11 protein-coding genes and 1 riboswitch are annotated in these 19,243 nt (G+C 61.7%); of the genes, 5 read left to right on the top strand and 6 right to left on the bottom strand.

Annotated features, from left to right (window positions below):
• The first annotated feature begins 6 nt into the window (after window positions 1-6).
• From ACJ8J1_RS18625 to ACJ8J1_RS18615, 3 genes are all read left to right on the top strand, one after another.
• On the top strand, window positions 7-792 hold the full coding sequence (locus ACJ8J1_RS18625) for an ABC transporter permease (protein ID WP_033644383.1): 786 nt from the start codon (window positions 7-9) through the stop codon (window positions 790-792).
• A gap of 4 nt (window positions 793-796) precedes the next feature.
• Entirely contained in the window at window positions 797-1,789 is a 993-nt protein-coding gene (locus ACJ8J1_RS18620) for an ABC transporter ATP-binding protein (RefSeq protein WP_033644384.1), read from the top strand.
• Window positions 1,790-1,996: 207 nt separating this feature from the next.
• A complete protein-coding gene (locus tag ACJ8J1_RS18615) occupies window positions 1,997-3,646 on the top strand; it encodes a Na/Pi cotransporter family protein (RefSeq protein WP_033644385.1) in 1,650 nt (549 codons plus the stop codon).
• Between the two features lie 44 nt (window positions 3,647-3,690).
• Here the strand turns inward: ACJ8J1_RS18615 and ACJ8J1_RS18610 are convergent, their stop codons facing one another.
• The 5 genes from ACJ8J1_RS18610 to ACJ8J1_RS18590 form a co-directional block, all read right to left on the bottom strand.
• Entirely contained in the window at window positions 3,691-8,517 is a 4,827-nt protein-coding gene (locus tag ACJ8J1_RS18610; protein WP_033644386.1) for a hemagglutinin repeat-containing protein, read from the bottom strand.
• Window positions 8,518-8,562: 45 nt separating this feature from the next.
• Complete coding sequence (locus ACJ8J1_RS18605; protein WP_033644387.1) at window positions 8,563-10,242, bottom strand: ShlB/FhaC/HecB family hemolysin secretion/activation protein; 1,680 nt, start codon at window positions 10,240-10,242, stop codon at window positions 8,563-8,565.
• 385 nt (window positions 10,243-10,627) lie between these two features.
• Window positions 10,628-11,545 (bottom strand): ketopantoate/pantoate/pantothenate transporter PanS, encoded by a 918-nt coding sequence (panS, locus tag ACJ8J1_RS18600; RefSeq protein WP_033644388.1) that lies wholly within the window; start codon window positions 11,543-11,545, stop codon window positions 10,628-10,630.
• Between the two features lie 142 nt (window positions 11,546-11,687).
• Window positions 11,688-13,055 (bottom strand): lysine-sensitive aspartokinase 3, encoded by a 1,368-nt coding sequence (gene lysC / locus ACJ8J1_RS18595; RefSeq protein ID WP_033644389.1) that lies wholly within the window; start codon window positions 13,053-13,055, stop codon window positions 11,688-11,690.
• Between the two features lie 108 nt (window positions 13,056-13,163).
• A riboswitch (Lysine riboswitch) is annotated at window positions 13,164-13,358 on the bottom strand.
• A 52-nt stretch (window positions 13,359-13,410) separates the two neighbouring features.
• Window positions 13,411-15,219 carry a cation:proton antiporter gene (locus ACJ8J1_RS18590; protein WP_033644391.1) on the bottom strand — a complete coding sequence of 603 codons (1,809 nt, stop codon included), beginning with the start codon at window positions 15,217-15,219 and terminating at the stop codon, window positions 13,411-13,413.
• A gap of 229 nt (window positions 15,220-15,448) precedes the next feature.
• Here ACJ8J1_RS18590 and pgi point away from each other — a divergent pair, with 229 nt between their 5' ends.
• Window positions 15,449-17,095 carry a glucose-6-phosphate isomerase gene (gene pgi, locus ACJ8J1_RS18585; RefSeq protein ID WP_033644392.1) on the top strand — a complete coding sequence of 549 codons (1,647 nt, stop codon included), beginning with the start codon at window positions 15,449-15,451 and terminating at the stop codon, window positions 17,093-17,095.
• 61 nt (window positions 17,096-17,156) lie between these two features.
• Here pgi and ACJ8J1_RS18580 read toward each other — a convergent pair whose 3' ends face one another.
• A complete protein-coding gene (locus ACJ8J1_RS18580; RefSeq protein ID WP_033644394.1) occupies window positions 17,157-18,593 on the bottom strand; it encodes a capsule assembly Wzi family protein in 1,437 nt (478 codons plus the stop codon).
• A gap of 225 nt (window positions 18,594-18,818) precedes the next feature.
• On the opposite strand from ACJ8J1_RS18580, the gene psiE reads away from it, so the two are divergent.
• Complete coding sequence (psiE, locus tag ACJ8J1_RS18575; protein ID WP_015379238.1) at window positions 18,819-19,226, top strand: phosphate-starvation-inducible protein PsiE; 408 nt, start codon at window positions 18,819-18,821, stop codon at window positions 19,224-19,226.
• The last annotated feature ends 17 nt before the right edge of the window (window positions 19,227-19,243 follow it).

Genomic DNA, 19,243 nt, shown 5'->3' with positions numbered 1-19,243 from the left:
ATGCTCATGTCGCGTGTTGAACGCCTGTACCACCGCACGGTGACCGGCCTGCTGCTGTTGATTCTGCTGCTGCCGCTGGCGGCGACGCTGGTTTACGCGCTGGCCACCCAGTGGGGCGCCACCATTTTGCCGGACGGCTTTACCCTGAAGTGGCTGACGGCGCTGTGGAGCGATTCGCGCTTTTTGCTAGCGCTGTGGCACTCGCTGCTAATCTGCTTTGGCACGTTGCTGCTGTCAGTGGTGGTGATCCTGCCGGCGATGTTTGTGATCGCTTACTACTTCCCCAAGCTGGACGCGGTGATGAACGTGCTGATCCTGCTGCCGTTCGCCGTGCCGCCGGTGGTGTCGGCGGTGGGGCTGATGCAGCTGTTCGCCGCCGATCCGCTGCCGCTGCTCGGCACCCCCTGGATTTTGGTGGGCTGCTATTTCACCATCGCGCTGCCGTTTATCTACCGCGCCATCAGCAACAACATGCAGGCGATCAACCTGCGCGATCTGATGGACGCCGCGCACCTGCTCGGCGCCAGCACCTGGCAGGCGGCGCTGTGGGTGGTGCTGCCGAACCTGCGCAAGGGCGGAACGATCGCCGTGCTGCTGTCGTTTTCGTTCCTGATCGGCGAGTTCGTGTTCGCCAACCTGCTGGTAGGCAGCCAGTATGAAACGCTGCAGGTCTATCTGTTCAATATGCGCAACGGCAGCGGGCACTTTACCAGCGCACTGGTCATCTCCTATTTCGCCGTGGTGCTGCTCGTCACCTGGCTGGCGAACCTGCTGAATAAAAACAAGGGCTAACCCGATGGCTTATCTCAACGTCACCCGCCTGAACAAACACTATGGCCAGACCCAGGTGTTTCAGGATATCGATTTCACCGCCGAAGAGGGGGAGTTCGTCACCCTGCTGGGGCCTAGCGGCTGCGGCAAATCGACGCTGCTGCGCTGTCTGGCCGGCCTGACCCCGGTCGACAGCGGACAAATTTTGCTGCAGGGCCAGGATCTGGTGCCGCTGGCGCCGCAAAAGCGCGGCATCGGCATGGTGTTTCAAAGTTATGCGCTGTTTCCCAATATGACGGTGGAAGGCAACGTGGCCTTCGGCCTGAAAATGCAGAAGCTGGCGGCCGGACAGATCGGCCAGCGGGTGCAGGAGGCGCTGGCGCTGGTGGAGCTGACCGATCTGGCGAAGCGCTATCCGCATCAGCTGTCGGGCGGCCAGTGTCAGCGCGTAGCGTTGGCGCGATCGCTGGTCACTCGCCCGCGTCTGCTGCTGCTCGACGAACCGCTGTCGGCGCTGGATGCGCGTATTCGCAAACACCTGCGCGAGCAGATCCGGCGCATTCAGCGCGAGCTGAACCTGACGGCGATCTTCGTCACCCACGATCAGGAAGAGGCGCTGACCCTGTCGGATCGCATCGTGCTGATGAACAAGGGGCAGATCGTGCAGAGCGGCGATGCGGAAACCCTGTATACCCAGCCGGCGGATGCCTTCGCCGCCGGGTTTATCGGCAACTACAACCTGCTGAGCGCCGAACAGGCCGGCCGCTTGACCGGGCGCAGCTATGTCGGCAAGGTGGCGATCCGCCCCGAATCGATCGGCCTGTTGCCGGCCGGACAGGGGATCGGCGGGGTGATCCTGGGTCACAGTTTGCTCGGGAATGTGGTACGGTATCGGATTCAGGTTTGCGAGGTAGAATTGCTGGTTGACGTGCTCAACCGTTCGGTGGCCGACCTGCGGCCCGACGGCGCGGAAATTGGGCTACACTTGGAACCTGTTGTATTGCGGGAAGTTGCATGACTTCGCAGCGCGGCGCCGGGGCCTTCCCGCCGCCGCATTAACCCTTCTCTTCTGCGGTCTGCCGCCCGCCCGCTGTCCTGCCAGACCCACGCCCGGCAGGCGGGACCGCGCGCTGTATCCGTCATCCTTTGGCTCGCCTCTCTGCGTCGCGTGACAAGCATCGGGTATCAGCCTCCTTTGGCCGGGCGTTAATGGAGCGTATCTTCCGTGCTGACCCTTCTTCACCTGCTTTCGTCCGTGGCGCTGTTGGTGTGGGGCACCCACATCGTGCGCACCGGGATCATGCGGGTTTACGGCGCCAATCTGCGGCGCGTGTTGAGCGACAGCGTTGAGAAAAAACCGCTGGCGTTCGTTTCCGGCATCGGCGTGACCGCGCTGGTGCAAAGCAGCAACGCCACCGCGCTGCTGGTGACCTCTTTCGTCGCACAGGGGCTGGTGGGGCTGGCGCCTGCGCTGGTGATCATGCTGGGCGCCGACGTCGGCACCGCGCTGATGGCGCGCGTGCTGACCTTCGATCTTTCCTGGCTGTCGCCGCTGCTGATCCTGGTCGGCGTCTTCCTGTTCCTCAGCCGCAAGCAAATGCGGATCGGCCAGATCGGACGCGTCCTGATCGGCCTTGGGCTGATCGTGCTGGCGCTGGAGCTGATCGTCGCCGCCGCCACGCCGATCACCCAGGCGGCCGGGGTGAAAGTGCTGTTCTCGTCGCTGACCGGCGACGTGATGCTGGATGCCCTGACCGGCGCGCTGTTCGCTATCGTCAGCTATTCCAGCCTGGCGGCGGTACTGCTGACCGCCACTCTGACCGCATCCGGCGTGATTTCGCTGAAGGTGGCGCTCTGTCTGGTGATCGGCGCCAACCTCGGCAGCGGCCTGCTGGCGATGATCAACGCCAGCGGCCAGAACGCCGCGGGGCGGCGCGTGGCGCTCGGCAGCCTGCTGTTCAAGCTGGTGGGCTGCATACTGGTGCTGCCGTTCGTCTCCTATCTGGCGGATTTGATGGCTCAACTGCCGGGCGGCAGCGAAGAGCTGGTGATCTATTTCCACGTGTTCTACAACCTGATCCGCTGCCTGGTGATGATCCCGCTGGCCGGGCCGATGGCGACGCTGTGCGAACGGCTGATCGTCGACGAAGCGGCCGACGATCCGCGCATGCGGCCGCGCCATCTGGACGCCAGCGCGCTGGACACGCCGACGCTGGCGTTGGCCAACGCGGCGCGCGAAACGCTGCGTATGGGCGACGTGGTGGAACACATGATGATCCTGCAACGTGAGGTGCTGCACGGTAAGCAGGGGGTCGATAAAGAGGTGCGGCGCCTCGACGATGACGTCGACGTGCTGTACACCGCCATCAAGCTGTATCTGGCGCAGATCCAGAAGGAAGATCTGGGCGAGGAAGACTCGCGCCGCTGGGCGGAGATCATCGAAATGGCGCTCAACCTGGAACAGGCGGGCGATATCATCGAGCGCATGGCCGGCGATGTGGGCGCCAAGTCGCACGCCGCGCGCCGCGCTTTCTCGGCGGAAGGGTTGGCGGAGCTGGACGGGCTGCACGAACGGCTGATCGGCAATCTGCGCCTGGGGCTGTCGGTGTTCCTGTCCGGCGACGTCACCAGCGCCAAGCGCCTGCGCCGTTCCAAGCACCGTTTCCGCATTCTGGATCGCCGCTACGCGCACGCGCACGTCGATCGTTTGCACCAGCAAAACGTGCAGAGCATCGAGACCAGTTCGTTGCATTTGGGATTGTTGGGGGACATGAAGCGCCTGAACTCGCTGTTCTGCGCCGTGGCTTACAACGTGTTGGATCAGGATGCTAAGGACGACGATCGCGACTGGGAAGACACCCCGAGCACGCTGTAAAAAAACGCCCCCGGTTTTAACCGGGGGCGTTGCGTTGGGGCACGTTATTTGCCGCTGAACACCCCGGCTTTGGCGTCCGCTTGCTGAGTTGAAGCATGGCCGCTGGCGAACGGCACGTTGCCGTCGACGCTTTGCTTCGCCGCGCCGCCTAGCAGCCCGCCGATCGTGGCGGCCGCATCGACGCGGCCGCCGCCCTGATAGCGCTGGCCGCTGACGTCCTGCTGGCTGACCTTGCCGCCGCCCAGTTCCACCTTGCCCTGCTGGCTGCGGATCTCGCCGCCGGTCAGTTGGGTTTGGCCGCCGACCTGCAGCGCCACGCCGTTCTTGCCGGTAATCGCCGACTGCTCGCCAACCGCGTTGTTGTTCACCACGTCGGCATTGACCTTGAGGTGCCCCTGGCGACCGGCCGGACCGGTGATGCTGTCTTTCACTGCGCCGCCGACAGTGCGTGCGCCGCGATCCCACAGCGGGCCTTGCGGTTTTTCACCGGCCGGCGTTGCCGGCAGCGTGACTTTGCCGTCGGCCTTGCTGAAGCTGACCGCGCCGGTGGTGTCCTGCTGCGGATCGAGGCGACGCGCCACGCTGTTGTACTTGTCGGTGGTGGCGTCGGCCACTTTGTTTACCCCGGCCTCCAGTTTCTCTTTCACCTTACCGGCGTAGCGCGGCGTGCCCACCTTCGACAGCTTGGAGGTGATGCTGCTGCCCGGATCGTTGCTGTGACTCAGACCGGCATCCACATCGACCTTCACCGCGTTCTCAACGTCTTTGCGGCTTTCAACGTGCAGATTGCCGCCCACCTTGCCTTGTACGCTGTCGGCATCGATGCGCGCGCCGGCGAGACGGGTGTCTTTGCCGCTGTCGAGCGCCACCTCGCCCGCGGTGATGCCAGTGTTGGCGTGGGTGGTTTTATCCTGCTGTTCCACGCCGACCTTCAGACCGGCGCCCAGCGTATGGGTGTCTTTGCCGGTGTTCGGATCGACCTTGCCGCCGGCGTCCTTGTTGAACGTTTGGCCGCCTTTGGCGTTGGCTTTGATGCCCAGGCTCCAGTTGTCCTTGTGCTGCTCGTTCTTGGCGGACTCCAGCAGGATGCCGCCGTTTTTCGCCTCGAGCGCGGCGCTGCCGCCGCTGACCTTGGCGCCCTGCAGATGCAGCGCGTCATCGCCTTTGCCGTTGGCGGACAGGGTGACTTTGCCGTCTGAGGCGATAGTGGCGCCCTGGCGCTCGGTCGCGGACTCATTCACCTTGGCGATGTCGAAGGCGCCGCCGACGGAGAGGTTGCCGCCGGTTTTTTCCTTGCTGTCGCTGCTGCCGGCACCCAGATCGATATTGCCGGACAGTTGGCTCTCCTTACGCGTTTGGGTCGATTCCGCCGCCTGCAGCGCGACCTTATTGCCCGCGCTCAGAGTGACGTCGCCCTGGCTCTTGACGTCGGTGCCCTGCAGCGTCAGATCGCGGCCCGCCTTCAGCTCAACGCCCTGTTGGCCGCTGACGTTGCCGACCTGCGCGGTGCTGCTGCTGCTTTCGCCGTTGTTGGTGCCGCCGCCGAAGCCGGCGCCGAAGTTTTTACTGTCGGCGGTGAAGCCGCCCTTCGCCGAGGCTTTGACGTTAAAGCCGCTGTGGTTCTCACTCTGTTTGTCGCTGGCCTGATCAAAGCGGATATCGCCGCCGGCGTCGACGGTGGTTTTACCGCTGCCGCCGTTTAGCGCGGTACCCTGATAGACCGCGTCTTTTTTCACGTTGACGTTGATGCCGTTGGCCGCGTCGATCGAGCCGGTCACCGCCTGGCTGGCGCTGCTGTTGCTGCGCTGGGTGCCGCCTTCGCCCTTGGCGTCCACGGTCAGATCGCTGCCGGTGGAGGTGTAGACGCGTACGCCGGCGCTGCCGCGGGTATCGCGGTTCTGCTCTTCCTGTCGGTTTGTCGCAGCTTCGCTGCGGTGGCTGTCCGCCGTCAGCGTGACCGCGCCTTTGCTCGCCTGATATTGCGTGCCCTGATCGCGTACTTCGCTTTTGGCGTTGATGTCGATGCTGCCGGCTTTCACCGAGCTGACGACCGCCTGCGAGCTGCTGCTGCGTTTTTCGCTGCTGCCGCCCTGTGCGCCGATATCCAGGCCGACGTTAGGCGCGCCGATGCTGCCGATGTCGTTGATGACGCCGGTGGCGTCCAGCTTGGCCGCCTTACCGACCGCGCGCTCGACCGGACGGGTCACTGCGCTGTAATCGACGTTGGCGCCGATGTTCACGCCGACGTCGGTTTTGGTGGTGGTGGTGCTGGCGGTGTCGGCAGCGGCCAGGTGATCGACGCCGGCGGCGTTCTCTTGGTAGGCGCCGCCGACGCTGTGCTGCGCGCCTTGCTGGGTCAGCTTGTCACGGGCGTTGACAGTCAGGTTGCCTTTGACGTCGCTGCCGGAGGTGACTGCCTTGCTGCTCTGCGCCTGCGTTTTGCTGTTCTCGTAACCGGCCTCTACGCCGCTGCCGAGCTTGTCGATGCCGCCGGTGTAGTAGAAACCGCCGCCGACCTTGGTCTGCTCGGTGTTCGAGGTGGTTTTGTCGTCGGCCGCCAGGAACGAAACCTTATTGCCGCTGACGCTGGCGTCGCCTTTGTCGGCGACCAATTTGGAGCCGCTGAAGGTCACGTCCTTATCCGCTTCGAGCTTCACGCTGCCGCCGCTGAGGGTGGCGCCACGGTTCTCGGTGCGGGTAGTTTTCTCGCTGTCGCGGGTGTGTTCGATGCGTACACCGGCGCGGTATTGCTTGTCGCCGGCTTCTTTGGCGTAGCCGTTGACGGTAAGCGCGGTCTTCTGCTCGTCGATGTTCTGCTGCTGCTCGGCGGCCTTGACGTTGATGTTGCCGGTCTGTGAGGTGACGTTCAGTTCGCCGCCGCTGGCGACCTGGCTGCCGATCACGTCGGTATCCTTACGGCTGACCAGCTTCAGGTTGGTGTCGGACTTCAGTTCGCTGGCGGTACTGCTCTGGTAGCTGTTGTCGGCCTTGTGCGAGCTGCTGGTGATGTTGAACACGGTGCCGGTGCGCGCGTCGATTTTGTCCACGGTGGTGCTCAGCGCGTTGTCGATGCGCAGGCCGCCGTGGGTGGCGGTGACTTCGCCACCTTTCTGGCCGCGCGCCTTGCTGCCGGTGATGGTGACGCCCTGCTGGCCGTTCAGGCGCAGGGTGCCGCCGCTGGTCAGTTCGGAAGCGTGGCTGACTTCGCGGCGGTTGCTGTTGTTCTTGTTGTCGCCGCCGCCGATGCCGCCCCAGGAGGTTTTGTCATCGCGCACCGCTTTGGCGTTGGCGGTTTTCTGCACCCCGATCTGGATCTGGTTGTCTGCGTCGATCGTCAGATCGCGCTGGGCGTGGACCCTGGCGCCCTGGGTTGCGACATTGCGGCCGGCTTTCAACGTCAGTTCGCCCTGGCTGCGCAGTTCGCTGGCCTTCAGGCTTTCGCTTTCGTCGCTGCTGCTCCAACTGCCGGTGCGCAGGCTGGAAGTGTGATTGCGCTGGTAGCCGCGTTCGGTGGACTTATCCTTCTCCACCAGCCCGGCGAGGTGCACGTCGCGTGCCGCTTTGATGCTCAACGCCCGGTCGGCGCTGACGTTGGCGCCCAACAGTTTCACATCTTCCTGGGTGCTGATGAGTTTGGCGTTGCCGCTGGCGGCGACGGTGCTGCCCGCCTGTTGTTGTTGCTCATGCTCGCGGGTGACGTCGTATTGCCAGGAATAGAACCAGCGGTCGTCGGTGTGACCCTGAGTCTGCTTCAACTGCTGACCGTCGAGCGTCAGCTTGCCGCCCTGGAGGGTGATGTCTTCGCCGCGAATATCGGTGGCGGTAAGGTGTGCGTGGTTATCCGCCACCAGACTGATGTTTTTGCCTTTCAGCTCGGTGCGGGTCAGCTTCTGGCTGCTGCTGCGATCGTTGACATAGATGCCGCCTCGGTAGTTCTGGTAGTTGTCGCCGCCGTTGCGGTTGCTGCTGGCATCCTCAACGCGGCTTTCGCTGCGAATATCGTAGGCCTTCACCTTGAGCTCGTCGCCGGCGGCCAGCGTGCCGGCCAGCTTCACGCCGCTGCCCTGCGCGGTGTTGATGATGTTGATGCGCCCGGCCTGCATGCTGCCGAGGTAGTAGCTGTCCAGCGCGGTCGTCGGTTGTTCGCTGGCCAGCACCTTGCCGTCGCGCGCCACGCGGTTAAGGCCGCTGATGGCGTTGATCGCCGCCGGCGTCACGCTGCCGTTGCGGTGGGTGAAGTCTTGTACGATCACGTCACCACGGCTGTCGATCTTCGGTGCGATCAGATCCAGCACGCCGCTGGCGTTCAGTGTGCCGCTGAGGCTCAGGGTATTGCGGTTGCCCAGGGTGCTGTAGCCCTGCAGCAGGCCGTTCTCCACCAGCGGGTTGCCAACCACCAGCGAGGAGCGGCTGGTGTTGATGAACCCGCAGCCCTGGCAGCTGATGCCGTTCGGGTTGGCGAGCACGTAGTCGGCCGCCATGCCGAAGATCTCTTGCTGGCCGTGCAGCAGAGAAGGGTTACGGCCGATCACTTCGTTGAGGATCACGTTGGCTTCACGTCCGCCCAGATTGGGGTTGGCGCCCAGCTGGCCCGCCAGCTGCGACAGCCCTGCCTCGCGGGAGTTGTTCAGCACCGCGCCGGGCTGGTTGACGTTGAAGTCCTGATATTGGTTGTGCGACAGCCCGTTACCGTTCGGCGCGACGATGTCGACCACCTGGGCACCGGTCGCGGCGGTGGAAACGCCGGGGCCGTTGGCGCCGTTGGCCGCGACGATCTCACCGGCGTAGGCGCCGGCGGAAGCGGCGAGAATTATCGCCAGCGCGGCGGCCAGTTTGCCTGCCGCCGAAAGTCTGAAGTTATTATTTTTCATCCATGTATCTCCGTATATTGCCGTGGGGTCCTGCAAAACTGCTGATTAAAAGGTGTAAGAAAAGCGCGCCAGCACCTGAACGGGATCTTCAGGCGTGGCGTGGTTCGACAAAATCCAGCCGCGGCTGACCTCCAGATCGACCAGCGCCTGCCGGTAGCGTAACGTGGCGCCGCTGCTCACCCCGGCGCTGCTGCGCCAGCCCGAGTTGTCCTGACGCGGCAGAATGCGGCCGACGTCGGCGCCAAGGCGCGGCGTCAGCGTGGCGGCGCCTAAATTGAAGCTGCGCGACAGCGTGTTCTGCAGATACCAGCCGTTGTCGCCGGACTGGGTGCTGCGGCTGAAGCCGCGCACGGCGCTGCGATCGGTAAGGCTAAGCCACTCCACGCCGGGCAGCGGGTCGCGGCTGTATTGGCCGTAGAACAGGTTGTTGAGCTGATAGGTGGCGTCACCCAGCTTGAGGCGCTGGCTCAGGTTGGCGAACAGCTTGCCCTTGGTGAATTGACTGTCGAGGTGCACCGAACTCGGGTGGCGATCGGCGCCCAGCCAGGGCAGGCCCTGCTCGACGCTGAGGTTGGCGCTGAATACCCCATGGGGCAGAATTTGCAGGTGGCTGGCGCTCAGCTCGGCCAGGGTCAGCGTTGGGCTGCTGACCTCAAGACGCACGCTTTCGAAGTAGTTGTCGATGCGCTTGTAGGTCAACTGGCCGCTCAGGCTGTCTATCTGATCGTGGTCGCGATAAAACACGTAGTCGCTGCGCAGCCCGTACTGTTGAGTCTGACCGTGCAGTTTGACCACGTTGTGCGGCAGCTGCTGGTGGTTCTCATAGGACGAGAAGCTGGCGAACCCGCTGAAGGTGAACGCGCCGTACGGCAGCGAATAGAGCAGGGTGTAGGCGCGATTGTAGCGGTGAGCCGGGTTTTCCAAGGTGCTGTTGGCGTTCAGGCTGACGAAGTCCGACAGGCCGAACGGGCTGTCCAGCGTGGCGGTGGCGCGCGCCAGCCACTGGCCGGTGCTTTTCTGGCCGTAATTATCCGTGCCGGCGGTAATCAGCCAGGGCTTGGCGTGCTGATTGCGCAAACGAATGACCGAACCGCCAACCTGGCGGCCGGGTAATATATCCAGCTTGGTGGTATTCGATTGCAAACGATTGGCCTGATCCAATCCTTGATCGAGTTCGGTTAATTTCAGCGGCTTGCCTTCCAACCCAGGAAATAATAATCGGCTGTTGACCCAGCGATCGCCGCCTTCTATTTTCTCGATAAATCCTTCGGTCACGCTCAGCCCCAATTCCCCCTGCGAATTAGGGCGAACAATTTGCACGCGCGCGGTGATATAGCCTTTTTGCACATAAAGGCGCGTTAATTCGCGGGTCAGGCGATTGATATCGTTGCTGCTGATGCAGTTTTCCGGCAGCGCGCTCAGGGCCGACAAATCGGCCGGCGAGAGCAGGGTAATGCCTTGCAGGTAAACGCCGGCGATCGGCAGGCACTGCGCGGATTGCGGCAGGGCGGGCGCGGCCGGTTCCGGCTCCGCCAGCAGGCGCTGTTGCTTCAGTTGCTGATAGCGGCGCTGTTCAATCAGCTGGTTGACTTCACGCGTGCTGTCTTGCAGCGCGCGGCGTGATTCCCCCATCGACATATCCCGCATCATGTGGGCATCCGGCAGGGTTTCAGCGGAAAGGGCCGTGCTGACCAGCAGCATCAAGGCGGTGATTTTTTTTATCATTGTAATCCATTATGAGAGGCTGCCGGGGCAGCCAGCCCAATCCATGAGGTTAACCACGGGCGACCGACGGCCGGCCCGAAATAATGAGCGACATGCACATTGCGAGGTATCTCGATTTGCCGCAGCAAATAAGACGGTGGGTATAGATCTAAATAATAATTAGGCTGCTTCTTTTTTGGCGGGCAACCCTGGTGACTTAATTAATTAAAAAAAGTGGAGCATCTCTCCCCCTTGCCAACATTATCGGCATGGATAGGAAGAATCTGAATTTTTATTTTTCACGGATGATAGAGGATGGGGGGAATTATGACAATCCGACCAGTGGGAAATACGAAATTTCGCAGAGAAGAACGGGGACGCAAATGTTTGCGTCCCCGCAGGCGGTTTATTTTTTCTTGATGGGGCGTCCGGACCAATAACCCGCCAGCAGCGAGCCGGAGAGATTGTGCCAAACCGAGAACAGCGCGCCCGGCAGCGCGGCCAGCGGCGAGAAGTAGATTTTGCCCAGCGTGGCCGCCAGCCCGGAGTTCTGCATGCCGACTTCAATCGCCAGCGTGCGGCAGGTGGATTCGTCGAAGCCGAACAGCTTGCCGCCCCAGTAGCCGCTCAACAGACCGATGCCGTTGTGCAGGATCACCGCGACGATCACCACCAGGCCGACCGAGGCGATGTGGCTTTGGCTGCCCGCCACCACCGCGCTGATGATCGCCAGGATGCACACCATCGACAGCGCCGGCAGCAGCGGTTCAATGCGCTTCACCGTTTGGGTCAGGGTATGGTGGACGATCAGGCCCAGGCCGATCGGGATCACCACGATCTGCAGGATGCTGAGCAGCATGCCCATGATATCGACGCTGATTTCGGCATCGACGTACAGGCGGGTCAACAGCGGCGTGGCGAACACCCCCACCAGCGTCGAAACTGCCGAGATGGTCACCGACAGCGCCACGTCCCCCTTGGCCAGGTAGATCATCACGTTGGACGCGGTGCCGCTGGCCACGCTGCCCACCAGCACCATGCCGGCGGACAGATCCGGCGGCATGCGGAACAGCATCGCCAGGATCCAGGCCGCCAGCGGCATGATCAGATAATGCAGGAAGATGCCTGCCGCCACCGGGCCGGGGCGCGCCAGCACGCGTTTGAAGTCGTCGAGCCGCAGCGTGACGCCCATGGCGAACATGATCAGCATCAGCAGCGGGCTGACGTAGGGGCCGATGCCGGTAAAGGTGCTCGGCGTGTAATAGGCGGCGACGGACAGCAGTATCGCCCAGAGGGGGAATAAGCGCGTGAGTATTGCCAGCATGCAGGTTTTCCTTAGCCAGATTGAGAACGGTGGGTGTGGTTGTGTTTTTTGCGGGTTCAACAAGCTGAACCCCTGCCGGTTTTGAACGGATTTTTTAGACGCAGGGGCGCAGCATGCTGCGCCCGCAATCAGGGATAATGACTTATTCGAACAGGTTGTGGTGCAGGGTGCGCACCACCTGCTCGGCTTCTTCGCCCGGCACCAGGAAGCACAGGTTATAGCTGCTGGCGCCGTAGCAGATCAGGCGGATGTTGAACGGATCGAGCACGCCGAACACCTCTTTGCCCACGCCGCAGGCCCGCGACAGCTGGTTGCCGATGATCGCCACCAGCGCCAGGTTTTCTTCCACTTCCACCCGGCACAGCGACGACAGCTCGGTCAACAGCGAGGTAGTCAGCAGGCTGCCGCCGACGGAGGTGGCGCCGGTGGTGTCCATGGTCAGCGCGATGCTGACTTCCGAGGTGGTGATCAGATCGACGGAGATATTGTGGCGCGCCAGAATGTTGAACACCTCGGCCAGGAAGCCGCGCGCGTGCAACATGTTCAGGCTGTGCAGCGTCAGCAGCGTTTGCTTGCGGCGCAGCGCCAGCGCGCGGAACAGCGGCGGGTTCTCGGTGGTGTTGCACACCAGCGTGCCGCCGGCCGCCGGATCCTTGCTGGAGCCGACGAACACCGGAATGTCGCTGCGCACTGCCGGCAGCAGGGTGGCCGGATGCAGCACTTTAGCGCCGAAGGTGGCCATTTCCGCCGCCTCTTCGAAACCGATTTTATCGATGCGCTTGGCCGCCGGCACCACGCGCGGATCGGTGGTGTAGATGCCCGGCACGTCGGTCCAGATATCCACCCGGCCGACGCCGAGCGCCTCGCCGAGCAGCGCGGCGGTATAGTCGCTGCCGCCGCGGCCGAGCGTGGTGGTGCGGCCTTTCGGTTCGCTGCCGATAAAGCCCTGGGTGACCACCAGCGCTTCTTGCAGACGCGGCTGCAACTGCGCCTGCGCCAGTTCGCTGAGCGCGGCGCTGTCCGGCACGGCGCGGCCGAAGTGATCGTCGGTGCGCATCACTTTACGCACGTCGAACCATTCGGCCTGCACGTTGCGGGCGCGCAGGATTTCAACGAACAGCAGGGTGGACATCAGCTCCCCATGGCTGACCAGCTCGTCGGTCAACGCCGTCGAGGTGGCCAGCGATGCGGCCTCCGACAGCATGGCGATGTTTTCCAGCAGGCGGTCTATCTCGTCGCGGATCACCGCAGGTGCCGCGAGGCGATCGAGGATGGCGTACTGGATGCGACGAATTTCATCAAGCTGGTAGTTGCGCTTCTCGGCCTCGCAACCCTCGGCCAGGGCGACCAACAGGTTGGTGACGCCCGCCGAGGCGGACAACACCACCAGGCGGACCTGCGGGTTGGCCAGCACGACGTCGGCGCTGCGGTTCATGGCTTCAAAGTCGGCGACGCTGGTGCCGCCGAACTTGGCTACCACGGTGGAATTCTGGGGTACTGCTTGGTTCATGTAGAAACCTCGTGTCAGGGATGCCCGTTTGGGAGCACTGTAATTCCATAGCCTTGGCACAAGGGGAGAGCGGTAAACAGGGGGCAGGCGTAGAGGTCAGGCTACGATACACCCAGAAGCGCCCCACCTTGTCGATCGCCCTGCGGGCGATCCCCTGGTGACAACCCAGGGGATTCAGCCCCTGTAGTCGATACGATAATGGCCGGCCATTACCCTACCTCGGCGTCGCTCCCCCTCGGGTGCCGTCAACGGAGAAACGGCTCCTCTGACACTCTACCTGGGCGACGCGCCTCTTCTGGCTTGCGCACCGGGTGCGCAAGTAGGCTGTTAGGAATAGCCGGTTATCGTCATTCTGTCAACGTACAGACGGTGAGGGATTTTCATCTTGCACCAGCGCGATAAGCGTACAGGGCATCGCAGGCGTGGAACCGGCGCCAATCGGTTGCAGAGAACCGTCTTCCTTTTGGCTGAATAACGGGATAACGCCCTGATGTTTTTCCAAATACTCCAACCAACCGAAATTTTCGTTCAATTTGGTCGCTTTGATGGTGGCCCCCCTGGCGAGCAGGCTGCTCAGACGGCCGTAGGTGGCTTCCTGATTAAATAAAATTTCGTGCCGGCGGAAACGCGAACTTTCCGCGCTGGCGCCGCGCCCTTTCAACGGCGCCCCCGAACGAATGGCGAACACGTGATCCTCGCCGAAGAGGTGGCCGAAGTGATAGACGGCCAGCGCGTTTTGGTGACGATTGGGCGACAGCGCCAGCACCTGGGCGATATTGCTCAGATCGAGATAGTTCTCGGCGTGTTCGGAGTAGGCGTGGCCATAGTAGGCCGGAATGCCGTCCATGCGCGCCTGACGGTAGTATTCCCAGCTGCTGTCGGTGACGATCACCGGCACGTTCAGCTTGATCAGCGACTGCGCCAGCATGCGCGCCACGCTGTTGGCGCCGACGATCAGCACGCCGCGCGGTTTCTGCTGCTGCACCCGCAGCCAGCGCGCCATCATGCCGCTGGTCAGGCTTTGCAACACCACGGTGCCGATGATGATGGCGAACACCACGGTCACCAGCCGGTCGGCGCCCTGATAGCCGCTGCGCTGCAGCGTCAGCGCGAACAGCGAGCTGACCGCCGCGGCGACGATGCCGCGCGGGGCGATCCAGCACAGCAGCAGCCGATCGCGCCAGTGCAGGGAAGAGCGCCAGGTCGACACCGCGATGCACAGCGGCCGGGCGATGAACTGCACCGCCAGCAGCAGCAGCAGCAGCGGCCAGCCCATGTTCCACAGCGCCTGGATGTCGAGCCGCGCCGCCAGAATGATGAACAGCGCCGAGATCAGGATCGCCGACAGCTCCTCTTTGAACGCCAGAATATCGCTGGTATCCACGTCGCGCATGTTGGCCAGCCAGATGCCCATGACCGTGACGGTCAGCAAACCGGATTCGTCGGCGATGGCGTTGGAAACGCCGAAGGCGGTCAGCATGATCGCCAGCACCGCCAGGTTCTGCAGGTAGCGCGGCAGCCAGACGCGGCGCAGCGCCAGGCCGAGCAGGTAGCCGAACAGCGCGCCGGCGATCAGGCCGACGGCGGCAGTCACGCCCAGCGTCCAAAACAGGTGGGTATAGGATTCCGCATTCTGCTTCAGCACGATGAACTCGAACACCAGCAGGGTGAAGATGGCGCCGACCGGATCGATGACGATCCCTTCCCAGCGCAGCACCTGGTTGATATTGGCGTTCGGCCGCACCACGCGCATCAGCGGGGCGATCACCGTCGGCCCGGTCACCACCGTCACCGCGCCGATCAACGCCGCCAGCTCCGGCGGGAAATCCAGCAGCCACCAGCTGGCGAGGCTGATGACCAGAAAGGTGACCAGCATGCCGACGGTGACCAGATTGCGCACCACGCCGCCAAGGCCGCGAATTTCCTCGAAACGCAGCGTCAGCGCCCCTTCGAACAGGATGATCGCCACCGACAGTGACACCAGCGGAAACAGCAGATCGCCAAACAGCAGATCCGGCTGCACCAGATGCACCGTCGGGCCGAGCACGATGCCGAACAGCAGCAGCGGCAAGATGGCCGGCAGGCGCAGCAGCCAGGCCAGCCACTGCGCCAGCAGCGACGCCAGGCCGATAAGCACCAACATGAGTGGGGCGGATAATTCCATAAGCGAGATCCCTTTCAAATGACGAAATAAGCGACGATGACACAGCCTGATGACAATTCGGCAACCCCGATAACAGGCCGTTAGCCAAAAGTATAGAGTGAAAGCTGAAACGAGGCGGCAATGCGTTGACAGTTAGCGCCTATCGCAAGAAAAGCGATCATAATCACAGTCGAACAGGCTACAATCGGACAAACGCGTCATTTTTATTCTCAAGCCTAAGAGTGTTGCTATGAAAAATATCAATCCTAGTCAAACCGCTGCTTGGCAAGCCCTGCAGCAACATTATGCACAGATGAAAGACGTACGGATCGCCGACCTGTTCGCCGAGGACAGCGATCGTTTCTCCAGGTTCTCCGCGACCTTCAACGATCAAATGTTGGTGGACTATTCCAAGAACCGCATCACGCAGGAAACCCTGGAGAAGCTGCAGGCGTTGGCGAAAGAAACCGATCTGCAAGGCGCCATCAAATCGATGTTCGCCGGTGAGAAGATCAACCGCACCGAAGATCGCGCGGTGCTGCACATTGCCCTGCGCAACCGCAGCAACAGCCCGATCCTGGTCGACGGCAAAGACGTGATGCCGGAAGTGAACGCGGTGCTGGCCAAGATCAAACAGTTCTGCGCGCGCGTCATCGGCGGCGAGTGGAAAGGCTACACCGGCAAGCCGATCACCGACGTGGTGAACATCGGCATCGGCGGTTCGGATCTCGGCCCTTACATGGTGACCGAAGCGCTGCGCCCTTATAAAAACCACCTGAACATGCACTTCGTCTCCAACGTTGACGGCACCCACATCGCCGAAACGCTGCAGCCGCTGAACCCGGAAACCACGCTGTTCCTGGTGGCGTCCAAAACCTTCACCACTCAGGAAACCATGACCAACGCCCACAGCGCGCGCGACTGGTTCCTGAGCAGCGCCGTCGATCAACAACACGTGGCCAAGCACTTCGCTGCGTTGTCCACCAACGGCAAAGCGGTGGCCGAGTTCGGCATCGATACCGACAACATGTTCGAATTCTGGGACTGGGTCGGCGGCCGTTACTCGCTGTGGTCGGCGATCGGTCTGTCGATCGCGTTGTCCATCGGTTACGACAACTTCGAGCAGCTGCTGAGCGGCGCGCACGCCATGGATAAGCACTTCGCCGAAACGCCGGCGGAGAAAAACCTGCCGGTGCTGCTGGCGCTGATCGGTATTTGGTACAACAACTTCTTCGGCGCCGAAACCGAAGCCATTCTGCCGTACGATCAGTACATGCACCGTTTTGCCGCTTACTTCCAGCAGGGCAACATGGAATCCAACGGCAAGTACGTCGATCGCAACGGCAATCCGGTGGATTACCAGACCGGCCCGATCATCTGGGGCGAGCCGGGCACCAACGGCCAGCATGCGTTCTACCAGCTGATCCACCAGGGCACCAAGCTGGTGCCGTGCGATTTCATCGCGCCGGCCATCAGCCATAACCCGCTGGGCGATCACCACGCCAAACTGCTGTCCAACTTCTTCGCCCAGACCGAAGCGCTGGCGTTCGGCAAGTCGCTGGAGACGGTGGAAGCCGAGTTCGCGGCGCAGGGTAAAACCCCTGAGCAGGTCAAACACGTGGCGCCGTTCAAAGTGTTTGAAGGCAACCGTCCGACCAACTCGATCCTGCTGCGTGAAATCACCCCGTTCAGCCTGGGCAGCCTGATTGCGCTGTATGAGCACAAGATCTTCACCCAGGGCGCAATCCTGAACATCTTCACCTTCGATCAGTGGGGCGTGGAGTTGGGCAAACAGCTGGCCAACCGCATCCTGCCGGAACTGGCGGGCAGCGAGAAAATCAGCAGCCACGACAGCTCGACCAATGCGCTGATCAACCGCTTCAAGGAATGGCGCTAATCGCCTGATCTGAGCCAATAAAAAAACCCGCCGCGGCGGGTTTTTTTACGTCTGCAAAAAGTTACAGGTTGATCGGCACTTCGAAGCTGACGCCGGCGCCCACGTCATCGGCGGTGCTGTGATCGTTGTCGGTGTACCACAGGCTGGTGTCGAACTTAACCTGTGACGGGAAGGTGTAACCCCAGCCGAGCTGAATGCCCTTCAGCGTATCGGATTTCGGGAACGCCTGGTTGATGCTTTGGCTCAGTGGGTTCACCTTGGCGTAAACCACGCGGGTGCTCCAACGCTGGCTGTCGTCCAGCACCAGCTCGACGCGGCCGGACAGCATCTGGCCGTCGCCGCCCATCGCGTGGCCCAACGGGTAACCCTGTTGGTAGTAGCCGCCTTTGTAAGTGTAGTGAGTGTACACATAGTTTTTACGGCTCATATCCGAACGGGTGTCTGACCCTTCGATATACCAGTTGATGGTGGTCGGGCCCCATTCCGGGTGGCCTTCCAGACCGAGCAGATAGGTATTTTGCGACGGCAGATAGCCCGCTTCATCTTCGCCCACCAACTGACCGTACAGGCTGACCGGCAGGCCGATCAAAGGCTGCATTTTCAGCTTGAAGTCGAAACCGGCCAGCTGGTTGCCCGGATCGTTGCCTTTACCTGAATCATCGTTATCTTTACCGGTAAAACCATCCCAGAACGAGCTCCATGACTGCGGACGGCCTTCACCACCCCACATCATGATGCGCGATGCCCCTAATTCCAGGAAGTCGGTCGGCATCATGGTGAAACGGCCGCCGATCAGTTTGGTGTGCGGTACAGAACTGTACTGCGACAGCTGGCCGGCGGACAACTGGTATTGCCAGCGGCCGATCCACGACAGCCACGGCGTTTCAAACGGCGATTGGTCGGCGCGCTGCAGCATAAAGCCGGCGACCGGGCGCGCGGCGTCGGAGCGGATCAGGCTGCCGTCGTAACCCGGGCCCCACCACTGGGAGACCTCGCCGAAGGAGAGCCATTGGTTCCAGATTTTCACCGCGCCGTAGGAGCCGTTCATATTGAATTTGGAGCCGTCGCTGACGCGCTGGTCGCCTTCCACCGAGCCCTGCAGACGCACGTCCCAGAACTCGCCGTTGGCGCCGGCGCCGATGGTCAGGCGATCGTCGGCGTACTCGTTTTGGCCGAAGCCCTGCGGGGTGCCGGGTTTATCGGTCGAGGCGTAACCGCTGACGCGGATGTTGGCTTTCAGGGCGTCAACGCGGCGTTGCACGCGGTCGATGACGTTTTTCTCGGTATTGGTGACCGGTTTGGCCTGCGCGATAACGGAACTGATCTCTTCCTGACTCAGCGGCCAGGTGGACAGGCTGACGTTGATGACGCCGCGGTCAGACAACCAGGCGAGATCGTTACGCAGATCGTTGTCAGGGGCTACCAGGCCGGCGGCGTGGCCGGACAATGCACAGGTAAACAGGCCCGCAGCGACCAGTCCGTTAAGTTTAGCGCGCATAAAGAATTCCCTTGTTAATTCGAGGTTATTGGTTTTATGTAAAGATCTCTGTGACCCATGATAGTTGACATTTCGATTTGCTACAAATCTATAAGTCAGAAACATCTTATTATAACTTTATGAATTAAATGGGGTTTAAAGTGCTTTCGCGAAGGGCGTAATTTTTAGGACAATGCCTATATTGGCAAGGTTGAATCATATAAGCGGTATTCAGAGAGAGGTTTTATGGCAAAAACGTCGCGTTCGATAATGATAGCGAAAGGGCTGCAGCGAGTGCTGAACGTGGGCCTTCTGCTGCTGGCGGCAATTCTGGTGGTGTTTCTGGTCAAGGAAACCATCCATCTGGCGAAGGTGTTATTTATCAACAGCGAAGAGTCGTCCTCTTACCTGTTGATTGAAGGCATCGTGATTTATTTTCTGTACTTTGAATTTATCGCCTTGATCGTCAAGTATTTTGAGTCGGGTTATCATTTCCCGCTGCGCTATTTTATTTATATCGGCATTACCGCGATTATTCGTTTGATTATCGTGGATCACAAAAATCCCATCGACACCCTGATCTACGCGGCGGCGATATTGGTGCTGGTGGTGACGCTCTATCTGGCCAACACCGATCGGCTGAAACGGGAGTAGCGATAAAAATGGCGGCC

Origin of the sequence: Serratia sp. CY37869 (assembly GCF_052168895.1) — a bacterium.
Lineage (GTDB): Bacteria > Pseudomonadota > Gammaproteobacteria > Enterobacterales > Enterobacteriaceae > Serratia > Serratia ureilytica.
Note: the sequence above shows the minus strand (reverse complement) of the source record. Positions and strands in the feature narration are given on the sequence as shown.

Excerpts from the sequence above, each read along its gene's own strand:
- ACJ8J1_RS18625 (WP_033644383.1), top strand. The coding sequence starts at position 7 with ATGTCGCGTGTTGAACGCCTGTACCACCGCACGGTGACCGGCCTGCTG.
- ACJ8J1_RS18620 (WP_033644384.1), top strand. The coding sequence starts at position 797 with ATGGCTTATCTCAACGTCACCCGCCTGAACAAACACTATGGCCAGACC.
- ACJ8J1_RS18610 (WP_033644386.1), bottom strand. The coding sequence starts at position 8,517 with ATGAAAAATAATAACTTCAGACTTTCGGCGGCAGGCAAACTGGCCGCC.
- ACJ8J1_RS18605 (WP_033644387.1), bottom strand. The coding sequence starts at position 10,242 with ATGATAAAAAAAATCACCGCCTTGATGCTGCTGGTCAGCACGGCCCTT.
- panS (WP_033644388.1), bottom strand. The coding sequence starts at position 11,545 with ATGCTGGCAATACTCACGCGCTTATTCCCCCTCTGGGCGATACTGCTG.
- lysC (WP_033644389.1), bottom strand. The coding sequence starts at position 13,055 with ATGAACCAAGCAGTACCCCAGAATTCCACCGTGGTAGCCAAGTTCGGC.
- ACJ8J1_RS18590 (WP_033644391.1), bottom strand. The coding sequence starts at position 15,219 with ATGGAATTATCCGCCCCACTCATGTTGGTGCTTATCGGCCTGGCGTCG.
- pgi (WP_033644392.1), top strand. The coding sequence starts at position 15,449 with ATGAAAAATATCAATCCTAGTCAAACCGCTGCTTGGCAAGCCCTGCAG.
- ACJ8J1_RS18580 (WP_033644394.1), bottom strand. The coding sequence starts at position 18,593 with ATGCGCGCTAAACTTAACGGACTGGTCGCTGCGGGCCTGTTTACCTGT.
- psiE (WP_015379238.1), top strand. The coding sequence starts at position 18,819 with ATGGCAAAAACGTCGCGTTCGATAATGATAGCGAAAGGGCTGCAGCGA.